This window comes from Acinetobacter kookii (assembly GCF_900096895.1).
GTDB lineage: Bacteria > Pseudomonadota > Gammaproteobacteria > Pseudomonadales > Moraxellaceae > Acinetobacter > Acinetobacter kookii.
In genome coordinates this window covers 353,416-368,008 of sequence record NZ_FMYO01000001.1, presented here as the reverse complement: position 1 = coordinate 368,008, position 14,593 = coordinate 353,416, and the positions used below count along the sequence as shown (strand labels likewise).

The 14,593-nt window shown below is 42.6% G+C and carries 14 protein-coding genes; 11 read left to right on the top strand and 3 right to left on the bottom strand.

Annotated features, from left to right (window positions below; genetic code table 11):
- Positions 1-21: 21 nt before the first annotated feature.
- The 7 genes from purF (at position 22) to BLP85_RS01805 (ending at position 7,648) form a co-directional block, all read left to right on the top strand.
- A complete protein-coding gene (gene purF, locus BLP85_RS01835) occupies positions 22-1,560 on the top strand; it encodes an amidophosphoribosyltransferase (RefSeq protein ID WP_092818439.1) in 1,539 nt (512 codons plus the stop codon).
- A 129-nt stretch (positions 1,561-1,689) separates the two neighbouring features.
- Entirely contained in the window at positions 1,690-3,540 is a 1,851-nt protein-coding gene (locus BLP85_RS01830; protein ID WP_092818950.1) for a M48 family metalloprotease, read from the top strand.
- 97 nt (positions 3,541-3,637) lie between these two features.
- A complete protein-coding gene (locus BLP85_RS01825; protein WP_092818438.1) occupies positions 3,638-4,303 on the top strand; it encodes a hypothetical protein in 666 nt (221 codons plus the stop codon).
- Complete coding sequence (locus BLP85_RS01820) at positions 4,300-5,268, top strand: 2-hydroxyacid dehydrogenase (protein ID WP_092818437.1); 969 nt, start codon at positions 4,300-4,302, stop codon at positions 5,266-5,268. Before BLP85_RS01825 ends, BLP85_RS01820 begins: the two co-directional genes overlap by 4 nt.
- 86 nt (positions 5,269-5,354) lie before the next feature.
- Positions 5,355-6,794, top strand: coding sequence for a M48 family metalloprotease (locus BLP85_RS01815; RefSeq protein WP_092818436.1), 1,440 nt, complete (start codon positions 5,355-5,357; stop codon positions 6,792-6,794).
- A gap of 46 nt (positions 6,795-6,840) precedes the next feature.
- Entirely contained in the window at positions 6,841-7,209 is a 369-nt protein-coding gene (locus tag BLP85_RS01810; protein WP_092818435.1) for a GFA family protein, read from the top strand.
- A 76-nt stretch (positions 7,210-7,285) separates the two neighbouring features.
- Complete coding sequence (locus tag BLP85_RS01805; protein ID WP_092818434.1) at positions 7,286-7,648, top strand: hypothetical protein; 363 nt, start codon at positions 7,286-7,288, stop codon at positions 7,646-7,648.
- A gap of 91 nt (positions 7,649-7,739) precedes the next feature.
- Here the strand turns inward: BLP85_RS01805 and BLP85_RS01800 are convergent, their stop codons facing one another.
- Together BLP85_RS01800 and rpsU are read right to left on the bottom strand one after the other, a co-directional pair.
- The gene (locus tag BLP85_RS01800) at positions 7,740-8,186 is read right to left on the bottom strand and encodes a GatB/YqeY domain-containing protein (protein ID WP_092818433.1); all 447 of its coding nucleotides are present in this window, start codon (positions 8,184-8,186) and stop codon (positions 7,740-7,742) included.
- A gap of 34 nt (positions 8,187-8,220) precedes the next feature.
- Entirely contained in the window at positions 8,221-8,436 is a 216-nt protein-coding gene (gene rpsU / locus BLP85_RS01795) for a 30S ribosomal protein S21 (RefSeq protein WP_001136722.1), read from the bottom strand.
- 146 nt (positions 8,437-8,582) lie between these two features.
- On the opposite strand from rpsU, the gene tsaD reads away from it, so the two are divergent.
- Together tsaD and BLP85_RS01785 are read left to right on the top strand one after the other, a co-directional pair.
- Positions 8,583-9,599, top strand: a complete 1,017-nt coding sequence (gene tsaD / locus BLP85_RS01790; RefSeq protein ID WP_092818432.1) for a tRNA (adenosine(37)-N6)-threonylcarbamoyltransferase complex transferase subunit TsaD — start codon at positions 8,583-8,585, stop codon at positions 9,597-9,599.
- A gap of 185 nt (positions 9,600-9,784) precedes the next feature.
- A complete protein-coding gene (locus BLP85_RS01785) occupies positions 9,785-10,726 on the top strand; it encodes a sensor domain-containing diguanylate cyclase (protein WP_092818431.1) in 942 nt (313 codons plus the stop codon).
- A 459-nt stretch (positions 10,727-11,185) separates the two neighbouring features.
- Here BLP85_RS01785 and BLP85_RS01780 read toward each other — a convergent pair whose 3' ends face one another.
- Positions 11,186-12,058: an ATP-binding protein gene (locus tag BLP85_RS01780; RefSeq protein WP_092818430.1), complete on the bottom strand. Its 873-nt coding sequence runs from the start codon at positions 12,056-12,058 to the stop codon at positions 11,186-11,188.
- A gap of 189 nt (positions 12,059-12,247) precedes the next feature.
- Here BLP85_RS01780 and BLP85_RS01775 point away from each other — a divergent pair, with 189 nt between their 5' ends.
- Together BLP85_RS01775 and BLP85_RS01770 are read left to right on the top strand one after the other, a co-directional pair.
- Positions 12,248-13,759, top strand: a complete 1,512-nt coding sequence (locus tag BLP85_RS01775; protein WP_092818429.1) for a DUF3336 domain-containing protein — start codon at positions 12,248-12,250, stop codon at positions 13,757-13,759.
- Positions 13,719-14,576, top strand: a complete 858-nt coding sequence (locus BLP85_RS01770) for a protein kinase domain-containing protein (RefSeq protein ID WP_092818428.1) — start codon at positions 13,719-13,721, stop codon at positions 14,574-14,576. The genes BLP85_RS01775 and BLP85_RS01770 overlap by 41 nt, the downstream gene beginning before the upstream one ends.
- Positions 14,577-14,593 lie beyond the last annotated feature (17 nt).

The following is a 14,593-nucleotide window of genomic DNA, read 5'->3' as shown; positions in this document are numbered from 1 at the left end:
TAGCTTGTTTGCGAGGTTGCTATGTGTGGAGTAGTTGGTATAGCTGGTAAGTCACCCGTTAACCAAATGTTGTTTGATGCATTGACGATGTTACAGCATCGTGGTCAGGATGCAGCCGGAATAGTAACCTGTCATAACGGGCGGCTATTCCTGCGTAAAGACAACGGTATGGTACGAGATGTCTTCCATACGCGTCACATGCGTGCACTGCTAGGCAATTACGGTATTGGTCATGTGCGTTATCCGACAGCGGGTTCTTCAAGCAGTGCAGAGGCACAGCCATTTTACGTGAACTCGCCTTACGGGATTACCTTGGCGCATAACGGTAACTTGACCAATGCTGAAGAAATTCATGAAGATTTGTTTAAAACAGATCTTCGTCATATGAATACCGATTCGGATTCTGAAGTATTGTTGAACGTTTTTGCCCATGAAATGCAGAAAAGTGGCAAATTGAATCCAACACCGGAAGATATCTTTAATGCGGTGTCACGTGTACACGAGCGCTGCAAAGGTGCTTATGGTGTGGTTGCCATGATTACCGGACATGGTCTGGTGGGTTTCCGTGATCCAAATGGTATTCGTCCACTGATTTATGGTTCGCGTGAAACTGAAAACGGCACTGAATATATCATTGCTTCCGAGTCTGTGGCGATTACCGCTCTAGGCTTTAGGGTTGAACGTGATATCGAGCCAGGCGAAGCCATTTTCATTACCTCGAAGGGTGAGTTGTTTAGCAAGCAATGTGCGGTTAATCCTGAATATCGTCCTTGTATCTTTGAATATGTGTATTTTGCACGTCCAGATGCCATTATTGACGGCATTTCAGTGTATAAAGCACGTTTAAAAATGGGTGAAAAGCTTGCCAGCAAAATCATCCGTGAATGGGGAGATGAGCACGACATCGACGTGGTGATTCCAATTCCAGATACTTCACGTACTTCAGCTTTAGAGCTTGCAAATACTTTGGGTGTTAAATTCCGTGAAGGCTTTGTGAAAAACCGTTATATCGGGCGTACCTTCATTATGCCTGGCCAGAAACAACGCGAGAAATCAGTACGTCAAAAGCTCAACCCGGTTGAACTGGAGTTCAAAGGCAAAAACGTTTTACTGGTAGATGACTCGATTGTACGTGGTACCACCTGTAACGAAATCATTCAAATGGCTCGCGATTCGGGTGCGAAAAAAGTATTCTTTGCTTCGGCTGCACCGATGGTGAAATATCCAAACGTGTACGGTATTGATATGCCAGCAAAAGCGGAACTGATTGCATCGAACCGCAGTGTTGAGGAAATCCGTGAAATTATTGGTGCAGACCGTTTGATTTTCCAGGATCTGGAAGATCTAAAAGGTGCAGTTCGTACTAACAAGGTACCGGCATTACAGGAATTTGACTGTTCGGTGTTTGATGGTGTGTATGTAGCGGGCGGTATCGATGAAGCTTATCTGGATGAACTGGAAAGCAAGCGTAACGACTCTGCTAAAAAGGCTCAAGATGGTTATATTGATGTCAATATTGATGCAGCATCAGTAGACTTGACTGGTGTGAAAGAAGAATAAATTCTTCTGGCATACCATGAAAAGCGGGAAATTCCCGCTTTTTTAATTTATGATGTGTGAATAAATACAATGTAATACAGGAAATTTACATTGAAAAGTGCGGGTTATTTGTTCATAAAAAATAAAAATATGGTTTGGTCTGCAAGTATTTGTCTGCTTGCGGTGCTGCTTTCGTTATTTATTTTAAATACTATTGTCGGATTGAACGTTTTCTATTTTGACCAGACTCAATCCATCTTCTGGCATGTACTGAGCCCTTATCTGATTGTGCTTTTGCTGAGCGTAATGGCTATTTCTGTATTGTATGAGTTTTATGTCTTTCGTTCAGGCGGACACTCACTGGCAAAACAGATGGGGGCTCGCCGCTTAAGTCTTATCGAAAGTATTCCTGAAGAAAGCATTGCCCTTAAAATTACTGAACAACTGGCGGATACTTTTTTAATTGAGGCACCGGCAATCTATGTGCTTCCCGATGAGGTTGGCGTGAATGCACTGACCGCAGGGTTTTATCCGCGCGATATTGTGATTATTTTGACTTGGGGCGCTTTACAGAATCTGGATGAATTGGAACTTTATGGTTTGCTCAGTCATGAGTTTAATAAAATTCTGTCTGGTGAAACCGCTGAAAACACACGCTTAAAAATTCTCTACAGTAGTCTGACCACTTTAAGCCAGTGGGGCAGTAAAATTGCCAAACTGGGTTTTACCAAGCATGGTCAGGCACATACACATAAATTTGCCACTTCTTTCGTGGCCCTGGGAGGAATAATCTGGCTGATTGGAAGCCTGGGGGTGTTGATTACCCGTCTGATTAAATATATTTCGCTGGGTAGCCGGACCTTTAAAAATGACCAGAAAACCAGGCGCCTGATTCAAAACGATGCCAATGTGCAAACTTTACTCAGAATTTATGTCCATCATTCAGGTTCGCAAATTCACAGTGAATATGCCGAATCCATTTCGCACATGTGTTTTGCCAACTCTTTAAGTCCACAAAACTGGATGAATATTCATCCCAGCATCGAACAGCGTATTTATGAATTGAACCCTGGTCTGGTGCAGGATTTGCAGCTTGAAAATTTAAAAAAATTGCGTAATCAGCCACTATTCAGTCTGTTTCGTTCGCTTGATGAGCTGAACAGTGAAGTCTATACGCCGTGGAGTTCACCACAGCCGTTGCCATTGCTGCGTTTATCACCAATCAGTTTTGCGATTAATGATGCCATCAAGCCCTTAAAACCAGAAATTCGCGACAACATGCAACGTCCTGAACTGATCCAGCGGGCATTGCAGACTGCAACCGGTTCACGCGAGGTGATGGTGGCGATTTTAATGATTCGCCAATACCGTGAATTTATTCCTGCCGAGGCAGAAGTCAGTCGCGCCATTGTCGATTCATTGCTGCATCTGGATGGTCGGGTGCATATCTCCATCTTTTACGAAGCCTGTAAAAATATCGGCACGATGCCTGCGACCATTGCACGCCAGTTTTTAATGAAACTGGCGCGAATTATTCAGGAAGATGGGGAAATTGGTCTGCTGGATGCTTTATTGCTGGAGTGTGTGAAATTTGAATTAAATCTGCTGCCATTGCATACCCCGACTTCACTGGAAGATGTCAAGCCGCAGATCGTACGCCTGATTGATGCTTTGTTGCATGTACAACAGATTAATAGCCAGAATCAGCTCGATGTGCGGAAAAAAATTCTCCACCGGGTATTGACGGTACAGGAACTGGAAATGTATGCCGAAATTTCGGATGAGCCGATTGATCTGGCAGAAATATTAAATGATATTGCAGGTTTGCTGCTTCGTGACCGTTTAAGTATTTTAGGGGTTGCCGAGTTATGTTTGTGGAATGACCGGATTATTACCCAGGACGAGCTTGATGTTCTGCAGCTGCTGTATTGGCGTTTTGGTTTTGAAACCGATGAAATTGTCGAGTTGATGCAGAAGAAAAACAGTTTAATGATTGTCTGAACAAGCTGCGATAAAATGGGTGATGATTCAATAAAAGCACAGCAAAAAATCAGTAATCTCGTTAGAATACCCAGTATTCAATTGGTGATGAAAAAAGATGATCGGGCATCAGCGTGACATATTGGCAACATTGGGGATCGATATCTGGATTCCTCGGGATGTTGCATGTCAAAAAATGCCATCTTCATCGCTGTGGCGAGATCAGGCTGCAGCTGAATATCAGACTGAAATTGTGCTGGAAAAAACGCCAGCTGTATTGCCATTAGAGCTTCAAGAAAATCAAAATCAAGCATTTGAACATGTCGAGCCGTTGAATGCTCCAGTTACAGCAAGTGTAGAAAAAGCTGAATTTGTTGCTGAAGTGATTGCAGAGCGTGCAGCACTACAAATAGCAGCGTTCCAGTTGCAGGCCTTGAGTTTGTCGCATTGTGTCATTGTGATTGATGCAACCGAAATCACCGCCGAGCAGCAGCAGCTTTGGAATAATATCCAGCATGCGGTGCTGGCTGAATATTATGAATTGCAGTGGCCATTTCCTTTAATGAGCTTTCAGGATGGTCATGGCGCGGAAAGTTATGTGCAAGGCTTTTTAGACGCAATCAGTGCAGATAAAAACATTATTTTTCTCGGACAATGTGCTTATTTTAAACATTCAAAAAGCATCAATCTGGCGGGTTTGCAGGAAATGCTGGATCAGCCCCTGTTAAAAAAACGCCTGTGGCAGTTTATGCAAAAATCGCCTCACAACACGGATGGAACATGAACAAGAAAGTCGTGGTTTTTAGCCAGTTAGATCGGGATATCCTTCAGCGATTACAACAACAATATCAGGTGGTCATCATCAACCCGAAACAGGGTGATGTGAATGAACAGATACGTGACCAGGTGAAAGATGCCGATGCAATGATTGGTGCAGGGCGTTTGCTCAATGCAGATAATTTGGCGACAGCACAACAGCTTAAAATTATTTCCAGTGTCAGTGTGGGTTATGACAATTATGATCTGGCCTATTTAAACCAGCAAAAAATCTGGTTATCCAATACCCCGCATGTATTAACCGAAACCACGGCCGATTTAGCTTTTAGCCTGCTGATGAGCGCAGCACGTAAAGTTCCTGCCCTGGATCAATGGACCAAGCAGGGCAATTGGCAACGCACTGTGGGGACGGCACAATTCGGGCAGGATATTTTTGGTAAAACGCTCGGCATCATCGGTTTGGGCAATATCGGCGCTGCGATTGCACGGCGTGGTTTTTATGGTTTTAACATGAACATTCTTTACCATAACCGCCGTGAAAAACTGGAACTGGCACAGCCCTTAAACGCCCGCTACTGTGCCTTGAATGAGTTGTTGAAACAGTCTGATTTTGTGGTGGTCGCTGTGGATTTAAATGCAGAATCCCAAGCTCTGATTGGGCAGCACGAGTTCGATCAAATGCAGCCACATGCAGTTTTTGTCAATATTGCCCGTGGTTCCGTGGTGGATGAGCAGGCAATGATTGATACGCTCAAAGCAGGTAAAATTTTTGCTGCCGGACTGGATGTCTATGCCAAAGAACCTTTACAGGCATCAGAACTTTTTGCTCTGGAAAATGTGGTGACTATGCCACATGTGGGTTCTGCGACTGCGGAAACGCGTAAAAAAATGGCTGAACTGGCTTATCGTAACCTGGTTGAGGCCCTGGAAGGACGTACACCTCCTTATTTGGTGAATCCTGCCTTTTCTTAAAATTTGATAACACTTCATTGCAAATTGCTCCAATTTTCAATGTTATATTCGGATAAATTGAAAAAAAGCAGTTTGAGTACATCACATTGAAACGGTTTTTATGGGCTTGCAACATCACTTTGATTTCAGCCATGGCATTAACGCACAGTGCAAATTTCAATTCAACGCCGCAATTGAATGTTCCTGAAATTGGCAGTGGGGTTGGTCTGATTGACCAGCAAAAAGAAAGAATGATTGGTGAAAAAGTCTTTCGTGAAGTACAGCATCAAATGCCCGTTTTGCAGAATCCATGGCTGGAAGATCAGTTGGGGAGTGTATTTTCACATATTTTAAGCCAGACCCAGCTGGGTCAGCCCATAGGTCTGGTGATTATCAATGATCCGCAAATCAATGCTTTTGCTGTTCCGGGTGGGTTATTTGCCATCAACACGGGAATGGTGATATCTGCCCGAAATATGGATGAAGTCGCTGGAGTGATGGCGCATGAAGTGGCGCATGTGTCACAACGTCATTACAGTCGTTCACAGGAAGCTTTTAAGGGGCAGGGCCTGTTAACCTTGGCGGGATTGCTGGTCGGTGCGCTGATTGCTTCTCAAGCGGATGGCGATGCCGGAACTGCAGTGATGTTGGGTTCTCAGGCAGCGATGATGGATAAACAGCTGAATTATAGCCGTAATCAGGAGCGTGAAGCGGACCGGATTGGCATGCAGTATATGTATAGCGCAGGCTATAATCCGCAAAGTATGGCGGATTTTTTTGAAGTGATGGACCGGGCAACCAGTAAAGTCAGTTTTCTGCCTGATTTCTGGCTCACCCATCCACTCAGCACCGAGCGGATGAGTGAGGCACGTTTAAGGGCCAATCAATTTCCGCGTATAAAATCAAATTTACATGATGAAGATTTTGAAATCCTGAAATGGTATAGCCGGGTCATTTCAAATCAGGCGACGGAACAGCAACTCCAGGTTTTGGCAAATCGCAATAATTTTGCCGGCCAGCTGGCTTTGTCCGCATTTTATTTAAAACAGGGCGATTATGTTCTGGCACAGCAGGTTTTGAATCAGGCGAAAGCACAGCAGCGTCCAAATAACTTATTGGTTTTAATTCAGACCGATATTTATTTGGGACAAAATAAAACCGAGCAAGCCTATCAGGCTGTTCAATCGGCAGCACGGATCATGCCGGAAAACCGGGCTTTGGCTTTTAAGCTGGCAGAAGTCTATATCCGTCAAAAAGAGCCTGTACAGGGATTCAGTCTGATTCAGCGTTTTATCAATAAAAATCCGCGCGATATTCAGGCCTGGCGCCTGATGCAGCAAGCGGCCAATATAGACCGGCAGTCACCGTTTAGAACGGTGAATGTGCTGCGTTACCGGGCAGAAGTGGAATACTGGTCAGGATTGGAAGAAAATGCGATTAAATCCTTATTGCATGCCCAGCGCCTGATTAAAGGTAATGAGATGCTGGCGGCAAAATTAAAAGCACGGATTCAGGAAATGCAAAAAGAGCGACAGCTCAGAATTTAGCCGGATATGATTATGCTGCAATGATAATAAAAATAAGGAGTGACGCATGCTAGAAGGTCAATGCTTGTGTGGAAGAGTAAAGTATCGTTATGAGGGTGAAATTGAAAAAACCATCATCTGTTACTGCAAGGATTGTCAAATGGCTCAAGGTTCCATCTTTGGCTGGAATAGTCCATTACAGAAATCAGAATTTGAGATTACCCACGGTATTAAATTTTTAAAAGAATATTTCCATACTCCGAATAAAGCCCGGGTTTTTTGTCAGGAATGCGGTAGTCCGATTTATTCATATCGGGTCGATGTGCCGGATATTATTCGTTTACGTTTGGGAACGGTAACGCAAGGGCATTTACCTGTACCTTCCGAGCAAGCCTATATCCAATATAAACCTGATTTTTTGCATATCGATGAATAAAATCTGCAGCTGAAATGATGAGGCCTGTGATAATCTTTATGCCTTGTGAATTTTAAATAATGAACAGAATCGATTTATGAAAAAAATATTATTGGCTTTATTGGTATTGGGGTATGTGGGGTTAAATACGGCTTTTGCAGGCGTGGAGCAATATGTCGCAGCAGTGGATCAAATCTCTGAGCAGTACAAGCAGGAGAGCAGAAACTTTTTTAGCAGTCTAAATGCGCAACAGACGAGCTTTACGCCACAGCAACAAACACAGTACTGTGCAATAGTGGGCAGTTATATTGATCGGTTATATCAGGCGGCAGATCAGAACAGGGAAGCTTTGGATCGTCAATTTAGACAAATGACTAGGCAAGACGTCATTAATAAAGTGATGTCATCAAAAGAAATGCTGATTTTGAGAAAATATAATATTCAGTGTGATCTGAAATAATCGGAAATGTTTATGAGAGATTAGGGGAAATATTTGAACTGTCTTTGCTTAAAGGCAGTTCAACGCTAAAGAATGATTCTGGAGTTGGGAATTAGCTCAGTTTTGCTTTAATTTTAGCTGAAACTTGTGCAGGATCGGCGCGCCCGGCTATGAGCGGACGCAGAGAATTCATCACCTTACCCATATCTTTCATGCTAGTAGCTTCTTGTGCAGTAATTGTCTGCGCAATGATAGAATCAAGCTCTTCCTCAGTCATAGCTTCTGGTAGAAATTGAGATAACACTTCAATTTCGGCTTGCTCTTTACTAGCTAAATCATCTCGGCCAGCGCCTTCAAAGGCTTTAACCGATTCTTTACGTTGTTTAATTTGTTTTTCAATGACCGCAAGAACTTGAGCGTCGTCAAGCTCTTTGCGCTCATCGACTTCGATTTGCTTAATTGCTGCCTGCAGACTACGAATAACCGTCAACTTATCCATTTCTTTAGCACGCATTGTTGCTTTCAAAACTTCAGTGATTTGGTTTTTTAAAGTAGTCATTTATTTAGTCCAAGCAGTCAATCACAAATTAATCTTAGTAAAGGCGAGTAGTACGAACTGATTCGCGAGCCAATTTCTTTTGGTAACGTTTAACAGCAGCAGCTTTTTTACGTTTACGTTCTTGAGTTGGTTTTTCGTAGAATTCACGTTTACGAACGTCAGCTAAAACACCTGCTTTTTCGCATGAACGTTTGAAACGACGGATAGCTACGTCTACTGGTTCGCCTTCTTTCAATTTAACTTGTGGCATGAAGAATCCTCATTAAGTTATGGATAAGATCTATAGCACGATTGCCTTAGATCACAAGTGAAGGACAGTATTTTACTCATTTACATCTCATATCACAAGTCTATAATAGCTTTAGCAATATTTAGATACGGGTAAAAGGCAGTTTAATGATCGTTCTGGGCTTGGAAACTTCTTGTGATGAAACCGGGTTAGCACTCTATGACAGTGAAGTCGGCTTAATAGGACAGGTGTTATATAGTCAGATTAAACTGCATGCCGAATATGGGGGCGTAGTCCCGGAACTGGCTTCACGTGATCATGTGCGCAAGCTCATTCCTTTAATCAATCAGTTGCTTGAACAAAGCAAGATTAAAAAATCAGACATTGATGCAGTCGCCTATACACGTGGTCCCGGCTTGATGGGAGCCCTCATGACTGGTGCATTGTTTGGGCGTACCCTGGCATTTGCACTGAATAAACCGGCCATTGGTGTGCACCATATGGAAGGTCATATGTTGGCGCCCTTATTGTCTAAAACGCCGCCAGAGTTTCCGTTTGTCGCTTTATTGGTCTCTGGTGGGCATACCCAGCTCATGGCAGCGCACGGCATCGGTCAGTATGAATTGCTGGGTGAATCGATCGACGATGCTGCCGGTGAAGCTTTTGATAAAGTCGCGAAGATGATGGGCTTGCCTTATCCGGGTGGTCCGAATATTTCACGTCTTGCAGAGCAGGGTGATGCCACAGCTTTTGATTTTCCACGTCCGATGCTGCATCAAGGTCTGGATTTTTCATTTAGCGGTTTAAAAACTGCTGTTTCGATTCAGCTGAAAAAAGTGGAAGGTCAGAACCGTGAGGCGGATATCGCTGCATCCTTCCAGGAAGCACTGGTAGATACACTGGTTAAAAAATCGGTAAAAACCTTGAAGCAGACTGGGTTAAAGCGTTTGGTCATTGCCGGCGGGGTAAGTGCCAACAAACGTTTACGTGAGCGTCTGGAAGCAGATTTGGCTAAAATTAAAGCCCAAGTTTATTATGCAGAACCGGCTTTATGTACCGATAATGGTGCCATGATTGCTTTTGCCGGTTATCAGCGCTTAAAAGCAGGTCAGCATGATGGTTTGTCTGTGACGACGACGCCACGCTGGCCAATGACGGAATTGACCAATCCAAGCGAAGCTTAAATATTAAAGAATTAAAAAAGAGGTGCTTAGCGTCTCTTTTTTAATAATCAGCTGAAGCGGTTGCAGCAAAATATAATTTGATATATGCGCGTTTATATTTAGAATCGGTTTTGCTCAATTAAAATATATTTTAAAGTAAATCAAAAAAATATTTATTTTATGATCATCATCATAGGTTTGTTCATATGGACCATATAAATTTCAGAAGTTTTCAAGAGGCGGGGCAAGCGGTTTTAAAGTTTCTCCATTCACGCTTCGGATTTAACTTGTGGATGATTACCCGGGTAGAAGGTAAAGACTGGATTGTGCTGCAAAGCGAAGACCATGGTTATGATGTTCAGCCCGGACAGGTATTTCAGTGGGCGGATTCATTTTGCTTTCACATGATTGCCGGTAAAGGTCCTAAAATTGCTCCGCGTTCAGAAGACATTCCATTATATGCGACTGCACCGATTAACCAGCAAGTCAATATTAAGTCTTATATCGGTCAACCGCTCATCCATGAAGACGGCAGCTTGTTCGGTACCCTTTGTGCCATTGATCCGCAAATCAAATCTGATGCAATTATGCAGGAGGTGGAATTAGTCGAATTATTCGGTAATTTATTAAGTAATATCCTTCAAGCTGAACTGCGCCAAAATGAACAAATCCGTCAGCATGAGCGTTTAGAAGCTGAAGCTCTAAGAGATGGATTGACGGGCTTATACAACCGCCGGGCCTGGGAAAAATTGGTTACTACAGAGGAAGAACGCTGTAAGCGTTATGGACATCCGGCAGCCGTTTTTTTTATTGACTTGAATGATCTTAAAAAAGTAAACGATAGTTTGGGACATGATCGGGGCGATGAGCTGATCCAACAAACGGCGAATGTGCTCAGAAATACCGCACGCAGTAATGATATTGTGGCGCGGTTAGGTGGTGATGAATTTGTGATTTTAAGTTTAGAAAATGATGAGGCAGGAGCAGAAGTACTCTTGAGTCGCCTTATGCAAGCCTTGAAGCAGGAAAAAATTGCTGCGGCGATTGGTGTGGCCATGCGTCATCCTGCTCAAGGACTGTTTAAAGCAGCTGCTGAAGCAGATAGAAGAATGTTTGAGCATAAACGGCAACTCAAGTCTGAAGCATAAAATTGGTTAGGATGACTTTGAACTGTTTTTCTTAATAAGCTGATTAAATTGGTCTTTTAATTCAAGATACTTGCGATGTGTCTTGGCCTCTGTTTATTTTGCTTGAAACTTTGCGCAGCGGCAGCCTTTTCTTGATTTTCTGGACTATACGGTAATTCAGCACGTCCATGCGGGCCGCTTAAGCTTTTTTATCGTCAGGAACAGCGCCAAAGTTTTTTAAGAAACCTCTGGAAGCCCGTGTAGGGATATCGTTTTTTTGTGATGATTTTTCATCTTTAATTCCATGAGAAAGTCATCATCTATTTTTCAGCCGGAGATACTTAAGGCGACTTTTTATTGTAATGGTAGCGAAATTTCCGATCTGCTCTGGTTAACCATTATGGAACGACAAGAAATAAGCTCAAATATAAAAAGCTTCGCTATGACGGAGCTTTTTATACTAGCTTAATCACTCTGTTTTTAAAGGGCTTTTAACTGCTGAGAACCAATCCAGTGCTTCGAAAACTGATACGCTGCACGCCCTGAACGCTGTCCACGTGCCTGACACCATCTTAAGGCTTCGGCGCGTACTTCATCTGTCATGGACATGCCGGCTTTGGCTAAATAGTGCTGCACGATCTCCAGATACAAATTTTGATCCATGGGATAAAAAGACAGCCACATGCCGAAACGGTCAGACAGTGAAATTTTTTCTTCAATGGCTTCTTGCGGGTGCAGCTCCGTATATTGCGGTACATCCATACGCGTTACGGGCGTGTTTTCATGCATAAATTCAGGCAATAAATGACGGCGGTTGCTGGTGGCATAAATAATAAAATTGCTTGAACCAGATTGTAATGAACCATCCAGGACACTTTTTAAACTGCGATAGTTTTCATCTTCTGCGTTAAAAGCCAGGTCATCACAGTAGACAATAAATTTTTCCGGGCGATTTTCAATCAATTTCTGAATCATCGGCAGATCGGCCAAATCATCACGTTCAATTTCAATTAAACGCAGGCCTTCCGATTCATACTCGGTTAACAGTGCACGTACAATGGATGATTTTCCTGTACCGCGTGAGCCAGTCAGTAGCACATCGTTGGCAGGCAAGCCTTTTAAAAATTGCCGGGTATTTTGAATTACTTTTTCTTTTTGTTTTTCTATACCCTTTAAATCGTCCAAATAGATTTTTTTGGGCTGCTGAATGGCCTTTAATTGTTGATTTTGCCACTTATAAGCCGAAGCTTCAAAGTTGGTTTCTTGTTTCAGTTCAGGGAGGTTTTGCTGTAGCTGTTGGAGTACAGTAGAAAGAACTTGTAAGATATTGTCAGGTAAATCAATTGTTGCCATGATGGTTCAGCTTATACGGATAAAGTGAAAAAAGGTCATTTTATATGGGAACTGTATATCAAATAGTCATAGTTTGCCAATTGAATAGGGGGTATCATGATTGATTCATCATTTGTGGATTGTGCGAATATGATGTTTGATACCCGATCTGGGACAGGAAATAATAATGAAAGTGTTTGAGGGATAAATATGTTATTTAATAATTTCGCGACAAATATTAATCCACATCAAGCGTATCGTATAAAAAAATTAAAAAGTCAGCTCGCCTCGGCTGAAACATATGAAGAATGGAAGAGCATCGCCCTAAAAATAGATGAAGAATCTGGCGCTCAAGAATGGAAATTTGATAACTGTTCACCTTATTTTGATGCGGAAATTATTTCTGAGCGGTTAAACAGGTTAAAACGCTACCGTTTTCAAAAACGTACTCACGATCTCATGTATATATTACGTGAAGGGCTAAGCTACGATATCGCGAATATTGCACATCCCATGCTTTTTAATGCCACTTATGTGGGGACTAAAAAAATCATTGAAGATTATGTGGAAGAAGTCAGTGAAAGTCTGGCTTACATTGCTTCGAGCAGCTGTATTTGCTTGTCTATGGAAAAAAAATTAGAGTTCTTTCAGCAGTGTAAAAAGGCTTATGGGCAGCCTGCAATCATGTTTTCTGGTGGGGCAACTTTAGGACTGTTTCATACTGGTGTATGTAAAGCACTGCTGGAACAGGATTTAATGCCTAAGGTGTTATCCGGTTCGAGTGCCGGGGCAATCATGACCACCATGCTGGGTACCTCAAAACCTTCAGATATTACCAGTCTTTTAAACGGTGAAAACTTTTTTACGGAAGCTTTTCATTTTCGAAAACTTGGCGACATTTTAAAAGGTAATGGCGGTTTTGCAGATGTCAAATATCTGAAAAAATTCCTGATTGAAAATTTGGGTGATGTGACTTTTGAAGAAGCCTTTAAAACTTCCGGCTTACATATTAATGTCGCTGTAGCACCTTATGATACCTCACAACAAGCCCGCATTATGAATACTTATACTTCGCCAGATTTACTGGTCTGGAGTGCGGTGTTGGCCTCCTGTGCTGTGCCTATCCTGTTTCCACCGGTTAAGCTCACCAGTAAGCGTTATGATGGTAAATTGACCCCTTATATGTCCAATACCCGTTGGGTGGACGGCAGTGTAAGAAGTGATTTCCCGCAAGAAAAAATGGCGCGACTGTATAATTTAAATTACACCATTGCCAGTCAGGTGAATCCGCATATTGTGCCATTCATGCAAAGTGATGTAGAGCGCTACCGTCAAGATATGATGAGTTGGCCAGAACGGATTGTTCGTCGGCAGGGTAAAGTCATTACCAAAGGAATTATGGATTTTGCCCGCGGTCGGGTTGGCATGTTTCCGCCTGTACGCCGTTTGCTCGATCATGGCTATGGGGTGATTGATCAGGGTTATTATGGTGATTTGAATATTGTGGGGGATTATAGTTTACGCCATTATACCTATATGTTTCAGAATCCACGGCCATATTTATTCAAGTTATTGCAAAGAGAAGGTGAGCGGGCAACCTGGCCGAAAATATCCTCGATTGAAACCCATGCCCGTGTAGGTAAAACCATCCAGCACTGTTTAGAACTTTTAAGTTATCAGCATGATCCAGAGAAAAAAACCGCAGAATTTATTGCAGTTTAAAGATGTGGATTTTTCTAACATCCATTTAATGTTAAAGACCAAGCCCAAAAGTTTAACTTTTGGGCGTTGTTTATATACCTTTGAATATCAGCAGCAACGCTATTGGCTAAAAACCCAAAGCTTGAATAGCCATCCAAGCGTTGAAGCCGGGTTCTGGAATGAACTGGTTTTTTATCAGCAATTTTCAGCTCAAGCCAGTTCTTCCAACAGCGTGCCTGATTTTTTATTGCCGTTTCAAATCATTTCTCATTTTAAAAACCTGGCTGAATCAAGCGTGTCGGGCAGTGCAGCACTGATTCTAAGCGATGCAGACTTATTGCTGGATGATTGTGCCGGGATGTCACTGCAGCAGATCAAACAGACTTTCATAAAGCTGCTGGATGCCGTGGAGCAGTTGCATCAGCTCGGTTGGATTCATGGCGATTTAAAACGCGAGCACTTGGTTGAATATCAAAACCGTGCATGTTTAATCGATTTTGAGCAGGTACAGAAAATCAATGCAGTCCACCCTCTGAAAAGTCTGACTGCCACACCGCGCTATATGGCACCCGAACTTTTTCAGGGTGCCGATAAAACCGTACAAACCGATATTTATGCTCTCGGCATTATTCTTTATGAATGGCTCAACGGGCAGCGTTTGAGGGCAAAAAATTACCGGGACTGGGCTTATTTACATTGTCAGCAGTTAACGATTGAACTGCCACAACATTTTTTGCCGTTTGAACGCTATTTGCGTGGAATGCTGGCGAAGCAAAAAGAACAGCGATTTACTGATATTTACACCATAAAACAGGCCTTACTTACTGAAATTGTTTAAGAAAAATACAGAAAAAC